General features: G+C 62.7%; 17 protein-coding genes. 5 read left to right on the forward strand and 12 right to left on the reverse strand.

The genetic code is table 11. The features are described 5' to 3' along the window. The coding region (locus OXH56_05085) for a hypothetical protein (GenBank protein ID MCY3554678.1) at positions 1–844 on the reverse strand (844 nt) is incomplete at its 3' end. Between the two features lie 241 nt (positions 845–1,085). On the opposite strand from OXH56_05085, the gene OXH56_05090 reads away from it, so the two are divergent. From OXH56_05090 to OXH56_05100, 3 genes are read left to right on the forward strand one after another with little or no spacing between them, the layout of a single operon-like run. Continuing rightward, the gene (locus OXH56_05090) at positions 1,086–3,764 is read left to right on the forward strand and encodes a M14 family metallopeptidase (protein MCY3554679.1); all 2,679 of its coding nucleotides are present in this window, start codon (positions 1,086–1,088) and stop codon (positions 3,762–3,764) included. 36 nt (positions 3,765–3,800) lie between these two features. Next, entirely contained in the window at positions 3,801–5,000 is a 1,200-nt protein-coding gene (locus tag OXH56_05095; protein MCY3554680.1) for a starvation-sensing protein RspA, read from the forward strand. Beyond that, positions 4,997–5,431 (forward strand): RDD family protein, encoded by a 435-nt coding sequence (locus tag OXH56_05100; GenBank protein ID MCY3554681.1) that lies wholly within the window; start codon positions 4,997–4,999, stop codon positions 5,429–5,431. Before OXH56_05095 ends, OXH56_05100 begins: the two co-directional genes overlap by 4 nt. A gap of 17 nt (positions 5,432–5,448) precedes the next feature. Here the strand turns inward: OXH56_05100 and OXH56_05105 are convergent, their stop codons facing one another. From OXH56_05105 to OXH56_05135, 7 genes are all read right to left on the reverse strand, one after another. Continuing rightward, positions 5,449–5,796, reverse strand: a complete 348-nt coding sequence (locus OXH56_05105; GenBank protein ID MCY3554682.1) for a hypothetical protein — start codon at positions 5,794–5,796, stop codon at positions 5,449–5,451. 257 nt (positions 5,797–6,053) lie between these two features. After that, positions 6,054–6,296, reverse strand: a complete 243-nt coding sequence (locus OXH56_05110; GenBank protein ID MCY3554683.1) for a hypothetical protein — start codon at positions 6,294–6,296, stop codon at positions 6,054–6,056. Between the two features lie 482 nt (positions 6,297–6,778). After that, positions 6,779–8,014 carry an AIR synthase-related protein gene (locus OXH56_05115; protein ID MCY3554684.1) on the reverse strand — a complete coding sequence of 412 codons (1,236 nt, stop codon included), beginning with the start codon at positions 8,012–8,014 and terminating at the stop codon, positions 6,779–6,781. Between the two features lie 21 nt (positions 8,015–8,035). Then, positions 8,036–9,559 (reverse strand): hypothetical protein, encoded by a 1,524-nt coding sequence (locus OXH56_05120; GenBank protein MCY3554685.1) that lies wholly within the window; start codon positions 9,557–9,559, stop codon positions 8,036–8,038. Between the two features lie 13 nt (positions 9,560–9,572). Continuing rightward, the gene (locus tag OXH56_05125) at positions 9,573–10,007 is read right to left on the reverse strand and encodes a YkgJ family cysteine cluster protein (protein ID MCY3554686.1); all 435 of its coding nucleotides are present in this window, start codon (positions 10,005–10,007) and stop codon (positions 9,573–9,575) included. A gap of 2 nt (positions 10,008–10,009) precedes the next feature. Further along, positions 10,010–10,267: a hypothetical protein gene (locus OXH56_05130; protein MCY3554687.1), complete on the reverse strand. Its 258-nt coding sequence runs from the start codon at positions 10,265–10,267 to the stop codon at positions 10,010–10,012. A 180-nt stretch (positions 10,268–10,447) separates the two neighbouring features. Next, a complete protein-coding gene (locus tag OXH56_05135) occupies positions 10,448–10,795 on the reverse strand; it encodes a RidA family protein (GenBank protein ID MCY3554688.1) in 348 nt (115 codons plus the stop codon). 670 nt (positions 10,796–11,465) lie between these two features. Between OXH56_05135 and OXH56_05140 the strand changes: the two genes are divergently transcribed. Together OXH56_05140 and OXH56_05145 are read left to right on the forward strand one after the other, a co-directional pair. After that, positions 11,466–13,121, forward strand: coding sequence for an Ig-like domain-containing protein (locus OXH56_05140; protein ID MCY3554689.1), 1,656 nt, complete (start codon positions 11,466–11,468; stop codon positions 13,119–13,121). A gap of 817 nt (positions 13,122–13,938) precedes the next feature. Beyond that, on the forward strand, positions 13,939–16,617 hold the full coding sequence (locus OXH56_05145) for a BamA/TamA family outer membrane protein (protein MCY3554690.1): 2,679 nt from the start codon (positions 13,939–13,941) through the stop codon (positions 16,615–16,617). Positions 16,618–16,640: 23 nt separating this feature from the next. Here the strand turns inward: OXH56_05145 and OXH56_05150 are convergent, their stop codons facing one another. Genes OXH56_05150 through OXH56_05165 form a run of 4 tightly spaced genes read right to left on the reverse strand, consistent with a single transcriptional unit; the run spans position 16,641 to position 21,092 of the window. Further along, positions 16,641–17,819 (reverse strand): metallophosphoesterase, encoded by a 1,179-nt coding sequence (locus tag OXH56_05150; GenBank protein ID MCY3554691.1) that lies wholly within the window; start codon positions 17,817–17,819, stop codon positions 16,641–16,643. 51 nt (positions 17,820–17,870) lie between these two features. Beyond that, positions 17,871–18,965, reverse strand: coding sequence for an SdiA-regulated domain-containing protein (locus OXH56_05155; protein ID MCY3554692.1), 1,095 nt, complete (start codon positions 18,963–18,965; stop codon positions 17,871–17,873). Between the two features lie 13 nt (positions 18,966–18,978). Next, the gene (locus OXH56_05160) at positions 18,979–19,902 is read right to left on the reverse strand and encodes a DUF4956 domain-containing protein (GenBank protein MCY3554693.1); all 924 of its coding nucleotides are present in this window, start codon (positions 19,900–19,902) and stop codon (positions 18,979–18,981) included. Between the two features lie 47 nt (positions 19,903–19,949). Beyond that, positions 19,950–21,092, reverse strand: a complete 1,143-nt coding sequence (locus OXH56_05165) for a transporter substrate-binding domain-containing protein (protein ID MCY3554694.1) — start codon at positions 21,090–21,092, stop codon at positions 19,950–19,952. Positions 21,093–21,236 lie beyond the last annotated feature (144 nt).

Consider the following 21,236-nt stretch of genomic DNA (forward strand, 5'->3'; position numbering starts at 1 on the left):
CGTGCTTGGGGATCACACTGGTGCCGGCCACGTCCACCGGGTCCTCGCTCAGCAGGCCCAGCTCCCGCAGCACGGTCACCTTGTGGGAATACCCCGGCCAGCGCACGGTCTTCTGCGTGCCGGTGCGCAGGCCTTTCAGCACTTCCAGTTCGAGGAGCCAGGGGAAGAACCCCTCGTGCCAGGCCTCGCAGTCCCCCACGCCGTCAAAGGAAACCGGTTCCGGGTCGGAGTAGCGGGCGACGTCCACGAGACGCCCGTCCTTCACCATCCGGGCCGTGGAATCACGGAGGGGCAGGCGCTTGCCGCCGAAGACGATCTTGTACCCCAGAGGCGGTTCGGGCTGCGTCGGAATGCCTCCGCACTGTATGTGAAGTTCGTTCGTCCGGTCGAGCTGCTCCGCAAGGCGGCGAGCGAGGATCTCGGTGAGTCCCGGCTCCAGCCCGCATCCCAGGATCACAAAGCCCGGCGATTCGGAATAGCGCGACTTCATGGCGTCGAGATTCCCCTGGGGTATGCCGTCAAGGTCCAGGCGGGTGAGGTCCATGTAGGGCATGCCCGCTTCGAGGGCGAGCGGAAAAGCCGTCATGCTCGCGTCCCTGGGCAAGGCCGCCACGCCCGCCGCGTGGTCCTTCATCACGGCAACGGACTCGTCCCGGTCGTTCATGTCCAGCCTGCGGTAAGCCACCTTGTCCGCCCCCGGCAGGTCCCGCAGCGTTTCCCGGCAGGCCCCGAGCTGGTCATCGCTGAGATCGCAGACGGTCACCCCTTCCACTGCTTCGTCCACCATGGCGTTGTACGCCGCCGCGGGTCCCATCAGGCCGCTGCCGATCACCAGAATACGCACGGGTACCTCCGTATGGATCATACCTTTCGGAACGCAGGTAAAAAAGCAGGTTGTGGTAGAGACAGAATCGGAAGTCAGAATCACAATTAGCATGCTCGAAGGGGATCGCGTCAAGGCCAAACTGGCCGGGTTGCCGCGCCGGATAAACCTTGATCCGGCCCCCCGGCGCCTGTATCTTGGCGCGTACGTTTTCCTCTGAATTCCATCGTATCCGAGCCCAATTCCAAGTCAGGAACAGATGATGAACCGAGTCCACCCTCGCGCGTTTTCCGCAGTCTGCCTCTTCGCCTTTGGCCTGATCAGCGCCCTCGTCCCCGGAACCGTCCGGGCCCAGGACCTTCCTTTCGCCATGGAGGTCCGCGTACCCGGCATCGAATCCTACGACCCGGCCATCCCCCGTCCCGAATCGGTCATCGGCCACGTTGTGGGCGAAACGCACACGCGGTCCCACCTGGTGGCCGACTACTACCGGGCGGTGGCCGAAGGCTCGGACCGCGTCGTGGTACGCCGCCACGGCGCCAGCTACGAGGGACGCCAGCTGTACCACGCCGTGGTGACGTCTTCGCCCAACCATGGACGGCTGGAAGAAATCCGCCTGGCCAACCACCGGCTGTCCGACGCGCCCGGCGCGGTGTCCGACGCCATGATCGAGACGATGCCCGTCGTCGTCCACATGGGCTACGGAGTGCACGGCAACGAAGCCAGCACCTCCGAAGCGGCCATGCTGGTGCTCTATCACCTGGCCGCGGGCAACGGACCGGCCGTGGACGACCTGCTGGACCGCGCCGTGATCATCATGGATCCCAACTACAACCCGGACGGGCGGGACCGTTTCGTCAACTGGGTCAACGCCAACCGGGGCCGGGTCGCCACGCGGGACGGCCAGGACCGGGAGCACGCGGAGCCTTGGCCGGGCGGCAGGACCAATCACTACTGGTTCGACCTGAACCGGGACTGGCTCGTGGCGCAGCACCCTTCATCGCAGGGCCGGGTGGGCCTGTTCCACCACTGGCGCGCCCAGGTGCTGACCGACTTCCACGAAATGGGCAGCAACGCCACCTATTTCTTCCAGCCCGGCATCCCGAGCCGGAACAACCCGAACACGCCGGAACGGACCTTCGAACTGACGGCGGCGCTCGCGGAGCACCACGCAGAGTGGCTCGACCGCCATGGTGCACTGTACTACTCCCGGGAGACTTTCGACGACTTCTTCTACGGCAAGGGCTCCACCTTCCCGGACGTGAACGGCGCCATCGGCATCCTCTTCGAGCAGGCCTCGTCCCGGGCGCTGGAACGGATGACGAACGACGGGGTCCTGACCTACCCCTTCACGATCCGCAACCAGTTCGCCACCTCCATGTCGACCCTGGCCGGCAGCCTGGCCCTGCGGACGGAGTTGCTCGCCCACCAGCGCGACTTCTACGCATCAGCGCCTGAAATGGCGCGGCGCAACCCCGTCAAGGCCTATGTCCTCGATCTCGGCGAAACGCGCACGCGCACGCAGGCCCTCCTGCAAATGCTGCTGCGCCACCGCATCCGCGTCTACGAACTCGCGCGGACCGTGCAGGCCGATCGGACCTTGCTGGCAGGCCGGACCGTGCAGGCCGAGGGGCCCACGGGTTCCAGCGGGCGTACCTTCCGCGCCGGCGAGTCGGTCATCATCCCCCTGGACCAACCTCAGACTCGATTGATCAAGGCTTCGATGGAGCAGGCCACGACCTTCACGGACTCCCTCTTCTACGACGTCTCGGCGTGGACCCTGCCCCTGGCCATGGGCGTTCCGAGCGGTGAACTGCGCAGGTACTCCGACGACCTGGCCGGTGCGGAAATCACCGAAGCCACCTTCGACGGCGGTGAGCTGACCGGCGGCCACGGGTCCTATGCCTACCTGATGGAATGGAACCGCTACTTCGCACCGCGCGCGCTCTACCGGATCCTGGACGCGGGTCTTCGGCCCCGGCTGGCCAGGCAGCCCTTTTCGGTGGCCGTCGACGGCCCGGGCGGCCCCGGCGGCCCCGGCAGTACAGAACGGACCTTCGACCGGGGCACGATCATCATCCCCGTCGCCCAGCGCGACGCCGCGTCCGCCGTGACCGCCGCGCAGGTGCGGGCGCTGATCGACCGGATCGTGGCGGAAGACCACGTCATCGTCCACGGCACGGACACGGGACTGACGCCCTCGGGCGGCGACCTGGGCGGTCCGACCTCCCCGGTACTGGTCAAACCGGAGATCGCAGTGCTTTCCGGGCCCGGCACCCGGGCCTACGAGGTCGGCGAGACCTGGCACCTGCTGAACGAGCGGTTCGGCATTCCCGTCTCCCTGGTCGACGCCGACGGGTTCGCCGACCTGGACCTGGACCGTTACACGACACTGGTCATGGTCATGGGCAGCTACGACCTGGATACGGAAGACGTGAACCGGCTCAGGTGGTGGGTGCGGGAGGGCGGCGTCCTCATCGCCTGGAAGAGCGCAGCCCGGTGGCTCATCGGCAATGATGTAATCGACGAAGGCCTGAGATCCGCCCGTCCCGATACCGTCGCGATCCCCTACGAGTTGGTATCGTCCACGCGGGGAGCGCAGCGTATCGGCGGCGCCATATTCGCGGCCGCGATCGACACCACCCACCCGCTGGCCTTCGGTTACGGCGCCCTGGCGCCGCTCTTCCGCAACCACGAGATCTTCTTCGAACCTTCCGCCACGCCCGGGGCCACGGTGGCCCGGTACACGTCGTCGCCGCTAATGGCCGGCTACATCTCGCCGAAGCGACACGGCGAACTGGCCGATTCCGCCGCGCTGATCGCCCGAAGGCAAGGCGAGGGCGCCGTCGTGCTCTTCGCCGACAACCCCAATTTTCGGGCCTTCTGGTACGGCACGAACAGCCTGTTCCTGAACGCCGTCTTCTTTGGGGGGGCGTTCTAAGAAAGCGAGCCGCGCGTCCCAGTGAAGGAAACCACCATGCCCGTAACAGTAACCGACGTGAAGACCATCCTGACCCAGCCCGCCGGGTCGCGCCTGATCGTCGTGAAGATCCTGACGTCGGAACCTGGCCTGTTCGGCCTGGGCTGCGCTACCTTCACCCAGCGGTTCCGGGCCGTCCACGCGGCCATCGAACACCACCTCAAGCCCTTCCTCATCGGCAAGGACGTGGACGATATCGAAGACCTGTGGCAGACGGCCATGGTGAACGGCTACTGGCGCAACGGACCGGTCCTGAACAACGCGATCTCCGGCATGGACCAGGCCCTGTGGGATATCAAGGGCAAGCGCGCGGGCATGCCCGTGTACCAGCTCCTGGGCGGCAAGTGCCGGGAGGCGGTGGACACCTACGTCCACGCCGACGGCAGGTCACCTGAAGAAGTGGCGGAGAACGTACTGAAGTACATGGAGCAGGACTACCGCCACGTGCGCTGCCAGATCGGCGGATACGGAGGCCGAAAGCCGCGGGTCACCCCGCCCGAGGGCGCGAAGCCCGGGGACTATTTCGATCCGCGGAGCTACATGCGCCGCACGGTGAAGATGTTCGAGCACCTGCGCGCGGCCGTGGGCGACGAGGTGGAACTGCTCCACGACGTGCACGAGCGGCTCACGCCCGCCGACGCCATCGTCTTCGCGAAGCAGGTCGAACCCTACAATCTGTACTTCCTCGAAGACCCCCTGGCGCCCGAGGACAACGAATGGTTCCGCCGCATGCGGCAGACCTCGACGACGCCCATCGCCATGGGGGAACTCTTCAACAATCCCGCCGAATGGCTGCCCCTGATCGAGGGACGGCTCATCGACTTCCTGCGCATGCACATCAGCCAGATGGGCGGCATCACGCCGGCCCGCAACGTCGCGGCCATGGCCGCCATGTACGGCATCCGCACGGCCTGGCACGGTCCGGGCGACGTCTCCCCTGTGGGCCATGCCGCCAACCTGCACCTCGACCTGTGGGCGCCGAATTTCGGCGTCCAGGAATGGTGCCGCTTCAGCGACCTGGTCTACGAGATTTTCCCCGGCACGCCCGAAGTGCGCGGCGGTTACATGTATCCCAACGACCGCCCGGGGCTGGGCGTCGAACTGAACGAGGAACTGGCGGCCCGTTATCCCTGCCAGGACGAGGTCATCAACTGGACCCAGGCCCGGACACCCGACGGAGGCCCCGCCCGGCCGTGACCTTCATCTCCGGCTACTCCCTGTCCGAAGACTACGCCGGCCACCTCCAGCGGATCGGCGCCTTCGCCATCGACCTGGCGATCCTTACCGCCGCCGGCGCCGTGATGGCGCTGGCCGCCGAATTTCTGGATGCCGGCTCGGACCCGGTCACCGTCCCGCTGCTGAGTGCCTTCCAGCTGCTCATGCCCTGGTTCTACTACGCGGCCATGGAGAGTTCGACCAAAGGCGCCACCATCGGCAAGATGATCCTGGGCATCCGGGTGGCCGACGCCGAGGGGCATACGCCCACTTTCGGCCGCGCCGCGCTCAGGGCCATTCCCAAGTGCATTCCCATCCTCTGGCCAGGCTATCTCGCCGCCGTCTTTACCCAGCGCCGACAGGCCTTTCACGACCTGATCGCGCGGACGCTGGTGCTCAAATCCGATACGTAGCGGGAAAGAAACGTAAATCAAGACGCCTTCTGCTGCGTAATCAGCACTCCTTCCAGCCGGCCAACACGGGTGTCCATCTTGTCTTCCAGCGCGACAAAACGGTTATCCATCTTGTCCTCCAAGGCGGCAAAACGTCTGTCCATCTTGTTCTCCAGCGCGACGATGCGCGCTTCCGACTCGACAAAGCGTGCATCCATCTTGCCCTCCAGGGTGACGATGCGCGTTTCCAGCCTGTCTTCCATGCGATCCATGCACTGTACCAGCCGGGTCTCGAGTTCCATTCTTCCCGCCTTGGATTCTTTCCAGAAGAAGATGAAGGCTCCCAATAAGATAGCCGGCGATACGACCAATTGAGCGATTTCCATAGTATGATCTCTCCTTGACCAGTTTCTATTTGGACACTTCCCGTTTAATTACATCGATCTCGGTCTTCATGCCTGATACAACCTCGATCAAGTCTCTCAATTTCTCTTCTACCGATAGCATCCTGTTATTAAGATCGCCATATGAGAAGAGCATTACCGTAACGGTGATGGCCGTCATCATTACATGCATTCCGGCGATTGTAATAACCGGAGTCCACGACCAATCTCTCTTACTGTGTTCGCTCATTATTCAGACCTCATTCGTTTACTGATATGCGCAGGTATCCTTCGACGCGGCCGAGGCGCGTGTTCATGTCGTGCATCTCGGTACGTATCGAGGTGAGTTCCGTCCGCAGTCCGGTCAATTCGGCCCGTACCTCATCCCGAAATTCCATGTTGGAATGATGATTGATGAAAGTGACGACGGCGATTACGAGGATGCCTATGGCCGATACGATCTGTGCGCCGAAGGCCCAGTTTTCGCGGGACATTCCGGACATCTTCCGACCTCCTGGTGAGTGTGACGATGTGTGAATAGTCGGATCTATATGATTCAGTAGTCAGAGATCTGCCTTCAGATCCCGTTGTTTTTCCGTTTTTACTCGCTTCCGGATACACGCAGGATTCCTTCGACACGCCCGAGGCGTGTATTCATATCGTGGATTTCGGAACGTATGGAGGCGAATTCGGATTGCATTTCCGTCCGCATTCCGGACAATTCAGCCCGTATCTCATCCCGGATTCCTTGTTGGATGAATTGATGAAAGTGGCGACGGCGATTACGAGGATGCCTATGGCCGATACGATCTGCACGCCAAAGGACCAGTTCTCTCGGGACATTCCGTTCATCTTCCGACCTCCTGGTGAGTGTGACATTGAATGAATAACCGACCTCTAAAGCGTATCAGTCGGAGATCACCAGGCGATACTCGGAGTTTTTCTTGGAAAAAGTAAAAGGACAGGCTGGAGAAAACGCACCGGCTCAGTCCCGCAAGGCGAGACTCTCTCCGCTGAGCGTCACGCCCAGCGGCTCGATGACCACCTGGCGGGGGCCATCTTCCACTACGCCGGCGACCCAGGCGCGGATGCCTTGCGCTTCGGCACAGGCCACGGCCGCGTCCCCGTCCTCCGGGCGGACGAATAGGGCGAAGCCAGCGCCCATGTTGAGACTGCCGTAGGCCTCTTCCGCCGTCTGCCGGGTCTCCTCCACCATGAACCGCAGGACCTCGGGAACGGGGGGCACTTCGGTAATGCGGTAGGTGAACCGGCCGGGGTGGCGCATGATCTTTCGCCAGCCGTGGCCGGTGATGTTGGCGATGTAGCGCAGGCCGATGCCGGCCTCGAAGACCGCCTCGGTGACGGGAGGATAAAGCACGGTGGGGTCGAGCAGGGCCTCGCCGTACGTCCGGCCGCCGGGCATGATCGTGGCGTACCCCGCCGGCAGGCGCTCGGACAGCCTGCGCGCGAGGGTGAGGCCGTTGGCGTGGATGCCGCTGCTTTCCAGGAGGACGATCGCGTCGCCGGCCGCCAGGTCCTCGCCCAGGGTGAGTTGCGACTTCGGCCGGATGATGCCCACGCAGGAGGCGGCCAGGTCGATGGCGCCTTCCTCCACCACGCCGGTCAGACAGGGCGTCTCGCCGCCGCCCCAGGCCACGCCCAGGACGTCGCAGGCGGCCTTCCAGCCGTCGACCAGGTCGTTCATGCGGTCGGTGTCGTCGAACCAGTCCGACGAACCGGAGGCCCAGTAGGCGTGGATGCTCAGGGGCCGCGCGCCCACGGTGACGAGGTCGTTGACGGCCGTGGCGATGGTGTCCTGCGCGATGTGGTCGTACCAGGTCCGTCCCGACGCCTTCGATACCGGCGGCCCCGACACCCGCGATACCCCCGATTCCACCTGCACCTTCCGCATCGCGTCCGCCACCAGGGCCTTGGTGCCCAGGCATTCGGTGATGGAGGCGAGATAGGCGTCGCCGATGTCCACCACGTAGGCCGACTCCCCGCGGCTGGCCGCCACTTCGCGGACACCGGTGTGCGCACCCGCGCCCTCGAGGTTGGCCCCCGTGGCCCGCGCCGCCTGCTGGGCGAGGACCTTCAAGGGATCGATCCGGTCGTAATCCACGCCGGAATCCTCGTAGGTCAGCCGGTCACCGGCCGGCGGACCGCCAGGCGCGCCGCTTCCTGCTGACGCACGGCTTCCGTTCGGTTTTTCGTCGGCCATGCCCTTCCTTTCGGAGTTCCTTCAGCTTCCCGTGGTGAACAGTTCCCGCAGCCTGCGGGCCACGAGTTCGACTTCGCCTTCCTCGAGCTGCAGCGTGCGCGGACCCGGTCCATCGTAGATGATCTTGGGGTCGCCCGCCCGCAACAGCCGGCCCACGTCTTCCCGGGACAGGGGAATCACCGCCTCGTCCCAGAGCAGTTCCACGTCGTGGTAACCGTGGGTGTTGAGCTCGTAGCGGGCTTCCAGGCCGTCGATGCCCTGCAGCTGATCCGCCAGCCAGCGGGCCTTCCCGTTCCAGGCGGCGATCTCCTCGTCCTCGTCGAGGGCCACGTACCGCTCCAGCGCGGCGACCAGGCCCACGATCTCCTCCTTGCCGACCTTCAGCCCTCTACCGAGGCCGTTATTCGGCGCGTTCTGCATCCGGGCGGCCTCGATCAGGTCGGCGCGACCCGCGAGGATCCCCGTCGAGTTCGGGCCGCGAATCCCCTTGCCGCCGCTGACCACGACCAGGTCGGCGCCGGCTTCCAGGTATTTGGTCAGGTTCTCCTTGGGCGGCAGGTTGGACGCCAGGTCGATCATCACCGGCACGCCCCTGCGCCGGCCGATCTCGATGATCTCCAGGGGCATGAGCGTCTCGGGGTCGTGTTCCTGCCGGTGGCGCACGGGGAAGGGCGGGACGCCCCGCGCCTGATGCTCGATATAGGCCAGGCCCACGAGCAGCGCCGTCCGTTCCGTGATGGCCGCCTCGTACTCCATGCGGGTGCCGGCCTCCACCAGCTTCATGCCCGCCAGGCCGAAGACGTTGTCGTAGAAGAATCGATGAGCCGTCTGGAACAGGCATTCCACCTTCGGCCAGGTTGGATTGGGCAGGAGCTCCATCCGTTCCTCGTCTGGCCCGGTCAACACGCCCGCCGCGCCCACCAGCATCGACGCAAATGCGCCGGACGAGACCAGGGCGGCCTCCGCCCCCATGATCTCGGCGATGCGCCGTCCCGCCGCGTCGTGCAGCTCCGCCATGTCCACGAAGTAGCGGTTGGCCTCGGCCATGGCCTCCATCACCTCGGCCGGCATGCGTGAGCCACCCATGCTCGAGAGGTGTTCGTGGGCGCCCACATGGGGTCGCACACCGAGCAACCGGGTGTAGACGTTGTCCCTCAGGTCGGCCGCAATGGCATCGGGGTCGCCGCCAGCGCCGGCCAAATCGCCGCCCGACCCACCGGCACCGCCCGGGGCCACCTGGGCATCACCCGAACCGCCCGAACCGCTGTCGCCGCCCGCACCCGCATCTCCCGATGAGCCATCCATCTCGCCCGGACTACCGCAACCGGACGCCGCAATTCCCGCCGCACCGGCCGCGCCGGCCATGCCGGCCAGGGCGCTCACCCTGATAAACGTGCGCCGGTTCACCCGGTCCAACTTGTCCAGTGCGGCCGGCCAGTCCACCTGGTCCAGCCGGTCCAGCTGGTTAAGCCCGTCCAGCCCGCTTTCCGCTGCCGCCGATTCCGGCTCATCACCGCGCTGCTCTTTCCGGATTTCCTCGTCCATGTGTCTGCGCTCCCTACGACCGTTTCTTCGCGGCCATCAGGTTCTCCGTCCGACTGGCCGCCTGCGCCTCGATCTCCTTGCGCGTCCACCGCTTGCCCTTGTTCATGCCCCCGCACGTCTCTGCTTCCCGTTCCCACCGGCGTTTCGACTTCAGGATGTCCTGCCAGAAGGGGTAGCTGCTGCACTGGGACGGCCGTACCGGATAGATGGAACACCCCTGGTCGTAGAATACGCAGGGACCGTCATCCGGAGAGACCAGGGAGACGTAGCCGTCGATCTCTTCCGTGTACTTTTCCAGGAAGGTTTCGAACGGCAGGTCCAGGTACTCGGCGATGCGCCGGAACTCTTTCTCGCTGCCGTAGATGAATCCACCGGGAAAGGTGCAGCAGTGGCCGCACCCGTGGCAGGAGAACTGCAATCCGTCGTGCCAGAACTTGCCTTTAGCCATGGCTATTGATCGTTATTGAAAGAGATTCCTTGTTCCTTCGCCTTCGCGTCGACGATTCGTTCTATCTTGTCCAGCACGCGCCTATGATCGCTCACCAGTGACCTGTGATCGGCCATCAGTGATTTGTATTCCTGATCAATCTCTGAATCGTTGGGTGGGAGTTTCTTTCTAGGTTCTTTCATATCATACACCGCCTTTCCGGCTTGTATGGCTTCCTTCGCCAAATTAAAAAACGTTGATAAGAGTTCGATCAGTTCCAATTCGCCGAGCCCGGGCATAGGATCGTGTATGGCTTAGCCAGACAGCAGCCTGAATCCATTGCTGTGTATAAGGCATTAGTCGGCGCATTGGCGGATTCACTCGTATCACCAACGTAAATTTCGCTCTATCGATCACCACAGCCGGTGTGGCAGAACTCCCGGACTTTCCAGTCGAATCCCCTACTCGCCCACCGTGGCGATCACCTCGACTTCGCACCGCGCGCCGAAGGCCAGGCCGCTGCCGGCAAAGGCGCTGCGGGCCGGCTTGTCGCCGGGGAAGTACGTGACGTACACCTCGTTGAAGGCGGGCCATTCGGCGATGTCCGCCAGCATGACCGTGGCCTTGATCACCCGGTCCATGGAGGATCCGTTGGCTTCCAGGACCGTCCTGATGTTCTCCATGGTCTGTCGGACCTCGCCCTGGATGCCCCCCGGCGCCAGGTCCGTCGTTCCGGGGATGTTTCCGATCTGGCCGGAGAGGAACAGCAGGTGCCCCACGCGCACGGCGTCCGAGAAGGGCAGGTTCATGCTCGCCGTGGTCTCCGAGGTGAGATAGACGGCCTCGGGGGTAGGCGGGGGCGCAGCAGGAGGCGCCGATGCGTCCTGTGCCGTCTCCGTGCATCCTGCGGTTGCCAGCAAGAGCACAACAGGCGTCAGAAATAGCGCAATGGGTGCCCACACAGGTCCGGAGTTCCTCCGCAACGGCGGAACGGCAACGCGTTGTCTTCCAGTCATATTTTGCTCCTGGTGTCGGCCGCAGCGATTCTTGCGCGTCGACGTGATCGCACGACGTGATTGCAATGGTGAAATATAAGCATGTAAACCTGAAACTAACGAAATAGGGTCGACCCGGTCAAGCGTACAAGATATCTCATATATGAACTACAGACTATGTTAATAATCCGAAAAGTATGTACTTTCCACCGTTGCAGACTTTTATTGGAACGCGGCTTTCCTGGTTTCCGTACTTTCGCTGGCGGGACGCGGCGGCGACAACGGCGTAGAAGCCGATCCGCAAGCCATGTACGACTCGGGAGACGAAAGGGCAAGCTTCCAGTTACACTATTCAAGATGGCAACGGCAGGATGCATTCGGCTTGACGCGAATGATTGAATCAGTGAGTGCGAAGGAACCGCAAGATCAGGGTCCATCATTACCACAAAGATCATTACGGAGTTCATCGCGAGGATTTACCATCATGAAACTAAAAACTGTGGCGTTTCTTGTGTGTGTTTCGTGGTTTACTATTATCGCCTGTGGCAACGACAGTTCCACCAATCCGCAACAGCCTGAACCACCGCCGCCCCCTCCCGTACCCACCAGGATCGTGATCAACCCCGCGTCGATAACGTTCGATGCAATCGGACAAACCATTCAACTGTCTGCCAGTGTCTATGACCAGTACGGCGCGGTCATGAGCAGCGCAGTCGTGTCTTGGACCAGCGACGATGACGCGGTAGCGACCGTCAACACGGGCGGTGACGTGACGGCAGTCAACAATGGCAACACCGTGATTTCGGCCAGGTCGGGCGGTATCTCCGCCAGCGTAAACGCGGCAGTCATGCAGTCGGCCTACAGTATCGCCATTGAACCTCAGATGGCGACGCTCCGGGAATTCGGCGAGGCGGTGCAGATGTCGGCTACAGTGTTGGACCGGAATGAGCACCCCGTAGAAGGTGTTGCCGTCTCCTGGACTAGTAGCGACACGGGAGTAGCGTCGGTCGACGATGCAGGACTGGTGACGGCGCTGAACGACGGCAACACCCGGATCATCGCGTCCTACAGCGGCATTTCCGGTACCGCCCAAGTTAACGTAATGATCGACCCGATGACGGACAGAGGCGCACTGATCAAGCTGTACCACGCCCTGCAAGGACCGGGCTGGGCGCAAGACACCAACTGGTTGTCGGACAAGCCCCTGGTCGAATGGTATGGCGTCGATACCGACGGGAACGGCAACGTCACATGGCTGGATCTTGATGCCAACGACATCAGCGGTGTTATTCCGTCGGCAATGGGTAACCTGACCAGCCTCGAATTCCTGAATCTTAGCAATAACAAGTTCAGCCGATTGTATGGCAACATTCCGCCCGAGTTGGGAAACCTGACCAACCTGCAGGAGCTGAATCTCAGCAATACCGCCGTGTGGGGCACTCTTCCTCCGGAATTAGGAAATCTGACCGACCTGCGAGTGCTGGATCTCACCTCCACCGAGGTGACAGGCAGCATCCCTCCGGAACTGGGAAACCTTTCCAGTCTGCAGTTGCTGTATATTCAGCAAAACGCGTTGTCGTGCAACATCCCACCGGAGCTGGGTAACCTGTCCAACCTGGAAGAGTTCAATTTCTACTCAATACCTGAACTCCCCGCGTCCAACTCGCAGGAATCGAGTAGTGGCAGCACCCAGGAGTCCTGCCGTATTCCACCGGAACTGGGCAACCTCACCAACCTGTTCGAGCTGGATCTTGGCGGCAAAGGATTCACGGGGAGCATTCCGCCGGAGTTGGGGAAACTCAGCAACCTGTATTTGTTGAAACTCAGGTTTAACGCGTTAGATGGCAGCATCCCGCCGGATCTGGCAAATCTGACCAACCTGGTACAGTTGGACCTTTCCTACAACAATCTCATGGGGAACATCCCACCGGAGTTGGGAAACCTCTCAGATCTCACGCATCTGGAGTTGAGCTATAACGAAGATCTGACAGGGCCGCTGCCCGACACGTTCACCAGCCTCAAAAACCTCCGGTCGCTGGGCCTGGCCGATACCGGCTTATGCGCTCCTTCGGATGATGCGTTTCAGGCGTGGTTGCTGGGCATCGAGACTGAGGGTGTGGTGACTTGCGAAGAGGATTAACCGGGCGCGTTGTGGGAGGCGGCTGCACGACAGAAACTCCTTCAAGGACAGTAAAACACTCTTGATATTTGGTTGGTCCTGCCAGGTCTCAAACATGGTGTTCGCAGGCGCGCACCGTCCAGTTCCACCCAGATATAAACCGTTTGGGGATTATATTCGAAAGTGCCAATAGTGCTCATACTTCTAGCAGAACCGCTTCACTACTGTTCTTACCATGATCCATGCGATGATTAGAAAGAACAGTTCAACAATCGGGATGGCAAAAAACATTAGGGATCAACCTTTCAGTCTGATGTATAACTGCCCGCCGAAGGAATGTCGTCGCATTTATCGGCCTTTCGTGACAGATCCTGATCCATGCGATTTTGATTCACGCAGTTATTCTGATATTTGTAACAGTTGCTCGCCGGACGCGTAGATTCTGTTCCGCCTCCGAGATGGTACAAGGCAACCGAATAGATTCAAACTGAGTACCAGAACGGTGTTGGCATGGCCGAACCACAATCGCCCTGACCTCCGTTTTCTTTCCCTTTCCTCCTGACGTGATCCCTGACCGCGAAGCATGTATCACATGCACTCCATGACTGCTTACAGTGCAATGGTTTCCACATCCAAGTCAGCGGAAAAGACGGCACGTTGTTTTCTAAACATTTCCAGCTCCAGCGTCTGCGGTAACTGTTTCTGAGCGGCAACGTGATTCTATACATTAATGATATTCCTGAAGTTAACTATTTGAAGTTGACCCGGTCAAGTGTACATGTTACTTCTTGTGATGAGAGCGCACATGTGATCTCTTGTATTGACCAGGAGACAAATCATGCTACGAAAGGCGTACTCGATCAGATCGTGCACGATCCGATCCCGCCGCCGATGGTCTACCGTGTTGCTCGTTGCCGCGATACTTGCCGCCTCACTATCCCTTGCAGGCGCCGATTCGGCAGCGGCGCAGGCCGGCCAGCGCATCTTCCGCTCGGTCCCGGAGCAAGGCGATACGACGCACGTGGCCGTACCCGGCGGACGGTTCGAGAAGGGCGGTTTCGGCCGGTGGTTCTACGGCAGCGACTACCGCCAGCTCTGGACGACGCCGCTCGAACTGCCGGTCCTCGATCTGGATGCCGTGGGCGGCGGGCTGTCGCCCATGCGCCCGGGCGGAGCCGGCCAGTCCATTTCGCTCCACTTCATGGGCGAGGACGGCCGCCGCTACACGGTGCGCTCCATCGACAAGGACCCGTCCAAGCGTTTGTTGGATGAGCTTAAGGACACGGTCGTCGAGGACGTGATCCAGGACCTTGTGAGCGCCCACCTGCCGGCGGCGGGCCTGGTGGTGGATGCGCTCATGGAAGCAACGGGCGTCCTGCATGCGCCGCACCGGCTCGTGGTGATCCCCGACGATCCCAGGCTGGAGTCGTTCAGGGAAGAGTATGCCGGGCTGATCGGCACCCTGCAGGAACATCCGTCCGAAGCCCCCGGCAACGAGCCGGGGTTTGCCGGATCCCGCAGGGTGAGCGGCTCGGAGCGGTTGTACGAAGGTCTTGAAGAGTCTCCCTGCGAACGCGTGGACGCCCGCGCCTATCTTAAGGCGCGACTCATCGATTTTCTCATCGGCGATTCGGACCGGCATCGCGGCCAGTGGCGCTGGGCCCAATTTCCGGCCGGCGACTGCTACACGTGGCTGCCGGTCCCCGAAGACCGGGACAAGGCCTTCATCGACCTGGACGGTCAGTTCATGAAATTGGTGCGCCGGATCGAGCCCAAGTTCGTCCGCTTCCAGGAGCAATATCCGAACCACCGGGGTCTCTCCCGCACGGGCTGGGAACTGGATCGGAGGTTGCTGGCCGAACTGGAATGGAACGCGTGGGAGACCGTGGTCGCCACGGTACAGTCCGAATTGCCGGACCCGGTGATCGACGAAGCCGTGAGGCGCCTGCCGGATCCGTTCTACACGCAGGTGGGGGACTTCCTGGCCCGGACGCTGAAGGTGCGCCGGGACACACTTGGCGAATTTGCGGCGCGGTACTACGGATTCATCAGCAACGAGGTCGAAATCCGGGCGACGGACGAGGACGAATACCTCGAACTGGAACACCAGGCGGACGGCGCGCTGGAGGTGCGCATCAGCCTGGCCGGGACGTCGGAAATCCCGTATTTCCGCCGTACCCTCTACCCCCACGAGACCGAGGAAGTGCGGATCTACCTGCACGGCGGGGACGATCAGACCAACGTCGTCGGAGACCGGGCCAGGATCAAGGTGCACGTGGACGGCGGCGGGGGCGACGATGCCTTCGCGAACAACTCCCGGGCGGGACGCCGGACGACGCGGTTCTACGACGCGCGCGGGCGGAATCGCTTCGAAGGCGGCCGGGCGCACGTCAACGAGCGACGTTTCGTGCGACCGAGGAACGAGAGCGCGATCTCGCAGGACATCTATACCCTCGACTGGGGCCGCGTATCGGGTATTCGCCCGGTGGTCTACTACAAATCCGACTTCGGCTTCTACGCCGGGCTTCAGTACGCCCGGTTGAGTTATGGCTACCGGAAAGCGCCGTATGCCGCACGGTACGCCATCGACGTCGGCGTCGCCTCGCGGGGTGGAGCGAAGCCCTTCGTCACCTATTCCGGCCGGTTCCGGCATATGTTTCGGAGCCTGGACGGACAGCTGGAGATGGGGTACTCCGGCATCAACATGGTACGCTTCAACGGCTTCGGCAACGACTACAGTCTCACGAAGGACGAGCCGTTCTACGAGCTGGAACAAGCGCAGTTCCTTCTCGCACCCGCCCTGTCCTTCACGGGTTCCGGTGACGCGCACGGCAAGTGGAACCTGGCGGGCGGCCCCGTCGCCAAGATCACCAACACCTCATTAGACGAGAACGAAGGGAAGTTTATCGCATCCTACGAAACGCCGCTGTACGGGACGGGATCCTTCGGGCAGGCCGGGGTGCGCGGGGAAGTCGTCTTCGACACCCGCAACCATCCGGCTCACGCCCTGCGGGGCGTGCGGATAAGGCTGGCCGGTGAACTCTATCCAGCGCTGTGGGACGTCGAATCGATCTTCGGCAATGTCGCGGGGGAGGCGTCCACCTACCTCTCGGCGAACATCCCCGCCTCCCCCACCCTCGCCCTGCGCGTGGGCGGCAAAACCGTCCTCGGGGAGTATCCCTTCCACGAAGCCGCTGCGATCGGCGGTTCCGAAAACCTGCGGGGATTCCGCAAGTTCCGTTTCGCGGGGGATTCCGCGGTCTACGGCAACGGCGAGCTCCGTTTCCGGCTGACCCCGATCAAGTTCCTGGTTCCCGGTGACCTCGGTGCGTTCGGCGCCGTCGACGTGGGGCGTGTATTCTACGGGAACGACCCGGGCAATGCCGACAACTGGCATATCGGCCGGGGCGGCGGGCTCTGGGTCTCCTTCACCGAGCGGCGGGCGACGCTGAGCCTGGCGATGATGGACAGCAAGGACAAAACCGAGCTGTACCTGTACTTCGGGTTCATGTTCTAGGGAGGGCCGGTCGGCTCGTCCCGCTACGGAATGCGCATCTGGAAGACGGGCGTTTCCTGCCCCGTTCTCACGACGCGCACGACCGGCACGGCGGGATCTCCGTCTCCCTCTCCCTCGAGGCTGACGAAGTCGAGCACGACGAATCCCGGGACGGCATGGGCGAAGATCGTTTCGGGCAGGTCGGTCACGCGCGTCACCTTGCCGGTGGAACCCGCCCCGCTCACGATGTGCATCCGGGCGACCTCGTCGCCTTCGAAGAGCTGCAGGCTGTGATCATGTCCCGCGGCATAGACGAGGGACCTGTGCCTTGCGAGTGCGATCTCGACTTTCTCCGCGAAGTCCACATATTTCGGGTGGTGCAGCGTGAGTTCGGATCTCGGCTGTAGCAGTAGATGATACAGGTTGACCAGAATATCGATGAGCATCCCCTGCCCCAGGTCGGCACGGTCGCCGGCCGACCGAAGCGGATAGTGACTCGCCACGATCACGTAGTGGTTTTCCAGTGAGGCGAAGGTGTCGTCGATCCGCTGTCCGAATTCCCCATCAGCGCACCCACTTCTGTCGTAGACCTCGGAGAACCAGGGCAGCCAATCGATGGCGACGACCGCGATCCCCCGTTCCATCTGCTCCCCCGGCCGAAGCAGTTCGCGGACGGCGGGACCCGGACATCCGTCGCGGGGCAGGAAGTCCACGTCGCCCCCGGGCCATTCCAGTACGAACTCCTGCTGCGCGATGACGCGCTCACCTGTCCAGTCTCGCGGCGAGGAGCCCCAATCGTGGTTGCCCGGCACGAAGACCCGCAACGCAGAGGTGGACTCGAGCTGCTGGCGCAAAATGGACTCGCCCCAGGCGCGGTTATCCTCCTCCAGTCCCGACGGGTAGAGATTGTCACCCAGTAACAACACGGCGGCGCGATCCTGCGGAACGGCCCAGCGCCCGATGGCTGCCAGGGTGGGATCGTCCCGGACCGGCTCGCCGGTGTCTCCGGTCAGGATGATGCGATAGGCGACCCGGGCGGTGTCGGCTGGGCCGGTGACGCCGATCGTGTCCGCCGGAGCGTTCCACCGGATGAACGGGTCTCCATCCGCGTCGTAGTTCTCGCCCCGAAGTCGTCCGGCATGGCAACCCGCCAGGACTACGGCCAGCGCCAGCAACAGCGCGGTCACCGGCCGGAAAACCCGCCGGAATGCCACCATACCCATATACATTTCCGCTCGTTGTGCCTTCCGCCGGGCGTTATTCGATCCTCGCAATTACTGTCCCTTCGCAACGGGGTAGAAACTCAGGGTCGCGCGCTTGCCCGCCCCTTCGTCCGCTATGACCAGGGTATTGTCGGCAGCAAAGGTGATGCCCTCGGCCTGCCGATGCAAGCTGGCCGTCAGTCTGCGTACGGAGAGGACCGTTCCACCGGGGGTGATCTCGGCAACGGCGCGTTGGCGGGCCGCCACGATAAACAAATTGCCCGATGCCGGATGCCGTTCGACACCGGAGGGTTGGAATGTGTCGCGATCGATTGGGCGGGCGAACGCGGCAGCCTCGATGAGGATGGAACCGCCTTCGACAAGCCGCCTGGAATCGAGCGACCAGCGGTAGATCGCTATCTGGTCACCCTGGCGGGGGTTTCTGGGGTTCTTGCTGAGGAGCAGCAGCATGCGCCGATCCGGATCGTAGGCCAGTCCCTCTATTTCATGAAAACGTCCGACGCCGGTCTCATACCGGTTGTAGGGAACGGCCGCCCCGTTATCGCCCTCGCCGAACTCGTACAGCCGGCCCGTGCTCGTGACGAGGAACAGCCGGTCCTCGGCGGCGGCAATGCCTTCGAAGTCATCGGCGACCCGGCCCCTGGGACCTCCGAGTTCAAAGTCTTTCACGATCGAGCCATCGCGATAATCGATTTCTACTACCGTGCCTCTTTCGTCATCGTGGGCGAGAAGCCGGTCCCCTGCGAGCATGGCCAGGCCGGAGATTTCCCGCAACCGCCTCGGCAGCCTCAATTGCCGGTCCGGCTCTTCGAAATCGAAACGCCCGAGGAGAAGAGGATCCCCCGAGGCCGCCGCAGTGGAGCCAGCAATAGAGGTCTGGTTGACCGTGGCTGCAGCCATTGCGTTCACGGTGGAATCCATCCCCGCGCCCGCCATCGGGGGGGCTACGCCTTCCGCCGCAGGAGCACCGCCGGCTATAGCAGGAGCGCCATCATCCTGCATCGCAGACGCGCCCACGCCAGGTTCCGCCGACGCGCCCACGTCCGGTTCGCCCGGCGCGTCCTCCCCCACGAACATGGCCACCACGAAGAAGACCACGCTCAAGCCCAGAAATGCCGCCAGGAGCTTATTGCCCGGTGCCCTCATAGACCACCTCTCCTCAAGATTGCGGCCGTTCCTCCAGCTCCACCTTTGCGGCATAACCTTCGGTGATCTTTTCCAGAGCCGCGGTGAAGGTCGCCGGGTCCGACTTCTTCTTCATCCGGACGTCGAACTCGACGATCGAAGCGTCGTCCCCCTCTTCCACGACCCCCGCGAACTGCCAGCGCGCGGCATAGGTCGCCAGCAGCGCTTCGGCAGCTTGCTGCGCCGCTTCGGAGCGCGACGTGTGTACCCTGAGCCTGGTGGTGAAAGGCTTGGGCTTTTTACCCTCCCCGGGATCGCTCCCGTCAGGCCCAGGATGCCCGCCGGGCGGATGCACCAGCCTGAGCCCGGACAGTACCGCGGGCTCCGCGCCCCAGTTCATGCGCCAGACGACGAGCACGACGGCATTGAAAGCCACCGAGGCCAGGATCGCCACCGAACCGTACTGGATCCCGGCGGCCAGTCCGATGCCGATGACAATGAACATATATATGGCGTCCATGGTTTCGTTCAGCGACGTGCGAAAGCGTACCGCGGCGACGATACCCGCGATACTGAAGGCGAGGGCGATGCTGTCCTTCACCAGAAACACGACGAGGGCGATTGCGATGGGGACGACGAGGAGGGTCTGGGCAAAGGACGGGTCGTATTTCTTGCGGGGCCGCGTCCAGCGATAGACCCAGACCACGGGCAGGGCGAAGAGAAAGGAAAACAGCAACGACATGGTTACCGGAACGAACACCTGGGACAGGCCCGCATCGGCCTCGAACTGTTCGAAATCCAGGGTCGGAAGGGAGCTGTCTTCGATCCGTTCGGCCACCTGAAATTCGAGGAAGACCCCCGGAAGCAACTCCCACAGGGCCGCGAAAAAAAGGAACGAGGCGATATAATAGACCACGAGCCGGACAACGATATGGTCGAGCAGGGCCGATCCTTTCATAGGTCACCTCGGAATCGTGCGATGCGAGGGCGGTAAATCCACACGCCCTACCACGTGAAGCTGAATGATCCGGTCGTGCGCGGATCGGGTCCGGTCCTGCCGGCGTCCGGGGTCTTGTACCGGCCGGGCACGGCAGACCAGTCTTCGTAGACGTTGCCGTCCAGGAAATAACGCCGCGTCATACCGGGTCCCATGGCCGGCCTGTCCGAAAGGAACAGTTCATAGAAATGGGATGGCGGGTCCGGACCGGTCCGATCTCGATAAGGGACGTATTCGCCGAGGCCGTCGCCGTCGACGTCCGTTCGGATCCAGTCGAGCTCGAGCAGACCGTGAATGGTCCGGTCGGCCATCATGGCGCGCATCTCGGCGTCGAACCGGGTGATGATCGAATCGGCGCCAGGAAGCGTGCGATTTACGGCGAGGTGAAGCGAACGGGTGAGCAGCGGCGTCGAACCGAATGCCAGGCGCGTCCGTGCTTCGCCTCCGTGATTGGCGATAAGGTACTGGACGACCAGGTCGTCCAACAGCGCGTAGTCCACCTCGCCGTCGAGGAGTCTTGCGACCCCGTCCTCGTCGCTGTTCGAACGGACGAATTCCGGCCCGTCCTCAGTCTCTGCCACACTCGCGTACGCGAGCCCGGCGAACAGGGCGACCTTCGTTCCGGCGAGGCCGGCCAGGGAGGCAGCAGATACGTCGCTGCCTGCCCGCCCCACGAGGATCAGCCGGTTCTCCAGATACGGCCGCGAGTAAATCATCGCGCCGTCCCGTGCTTCATTCTGCCAGACTGCCGCACTTCCATCGAACGCCCCGGTCAGCAACACGGACGACAACCTCTCCTCGTCCATGACAACCGTATCGGCGCCGATCCCCATGCGTTCCAGGGCCGTTTCGACAAGATCGAGGGCGAACCGCGGTTTTCCCGGCGCGCCGGCGAAAGGCGACCACGTTGTCGTTACCAGTCGCAGCGGCCGGCCTGACAGTTCGGGATGGCCGTCGAATCGCGCACCGGACGCGGCCTCCGGACCATTCGTGGCGGCGTCCTGCTCGTACCGGCCTCCTGATGGATCGCCGGGCTGCACTTCGCTTTCGGAATCGAACAGCGCGAACTCCTCTACGATCACCGCCACCAAGAAAAACACGAAGCTGAAGATAAGAAACCATACCAGCAGTTTGTTACCCGGTCTGTACATGATCCTTGCCTTACCCCGGTCTCGAACAAAGCCGTACCCGCATGACGATTCACACGAGGGCCCGTCGGCTCGGATTGCACTGTTAGAGAAGCAAGTATCCGCTGTAGATGGTTGCCAGGATTTAAGGGAAGTCCAAACGTAATT

The organism is Gemmatimonadota bacterium, from assembly GCA_026702745.1.
GTDB lineage: Bacteria > JAAXHH01 > JAAXHH01 > JAAXHH01 > JAAXHH01 > JAAXHH01.

Coding starts and splice junctions, on each gene's coding strand:
- OXH56_05095 (MCY3554680.1), top strand. CDS start 3,801: ATGCCCGTAACAGTAACCGACGTGAAGACCATCCTGACCCAGCCCGCC.
- OXH56_05120 (MCY3554685.1), bottom strand. CDS start 9,559: ATGGACGAGGAAATCCGGAAAGAGCAGCGCGGTGATGAGCCGGAATCG.
- OXH56_05135 (MCY3554688.1), bottom strand. CDS start 10,795: ATGAACCTGCCCTTCTCGGACGCCGTGCGCGTGGGGCACCTGCTGTTC.
- OXH56_05140 (MCY3554689.1), top strand. CDS start 11,466: ATGAAACTAAAAACTGTGGCGTTTCTTGTGTGTGTTTCGTGGTTTACT.
- OXH56_05165 (MCY3554694.1), bottom strand. CDS start 21,092: ATGTACAGACCGGGTAACAAACTGCTGGTATGGTTTCTTATCTTCAGC.
- OXH56_05105 (MCY3554682.1), bottom strand. CDS start 5,796: ATGGAAATCGCTCAATTGGTCGTATCGCCGGCTATCTTATTGGGAGCC.
- OXH56_05110 (MCY3554683.1), bottom strand. CDS start 6,296: ATGTCCGGAATGTCCCGCGAAAACTGGGCCTTCGGCGCACAGATCGTA.
- OXH56_05150 (MCY3554691.1), bottom strand. CDS start 17,819: ATGGGTATGGTGGCATTCCGGCGGGTTTTCCGGCCGGTGACCGCGCTG.
- OXH56_05160 (MCY3554693.1), bottom strand. CDS start 19,902: ATGAAAGGATCGGCCCTGCTCGACCATATCGTTGTCCGGCTCGTGGTC.
- OXH56_05155 (MCY3554692.1), bottom strand. CDS start 18,965: ATGAGGGCACCGGGCAATAAGCTCCTGGCGGCATTTCTGGGCTTGAGC.
- OXH56_05115 (MCY3554684.1), bottom strand. CDS start 8,014: ATGGCCGACGAAAAACCGAACGGAAGCCGTGCGTCAGCAGGAAGCGGC.
- OXH56_05145 (MCY3554690.1), top strand. CDS start 13,939: ATGCTACGAAAGGCGTACTCGATCAGATCGTGCACGATCCGATCCCGC.
- OXH56_05125 (MCY3554686.1), bottom strand. CDS start 10,007: ATGGCTAAAGGCAAGTTCTGGCACGACGGATTGCAGTTCTCCTGCCAC.
- OXH56_05090 (MCY3554679.1), top strand. CDS start 1,086: ATGAACCGAGTCCACCCTCGCGCGTTTTCCGCAGTCTGCCTCTTCGCC.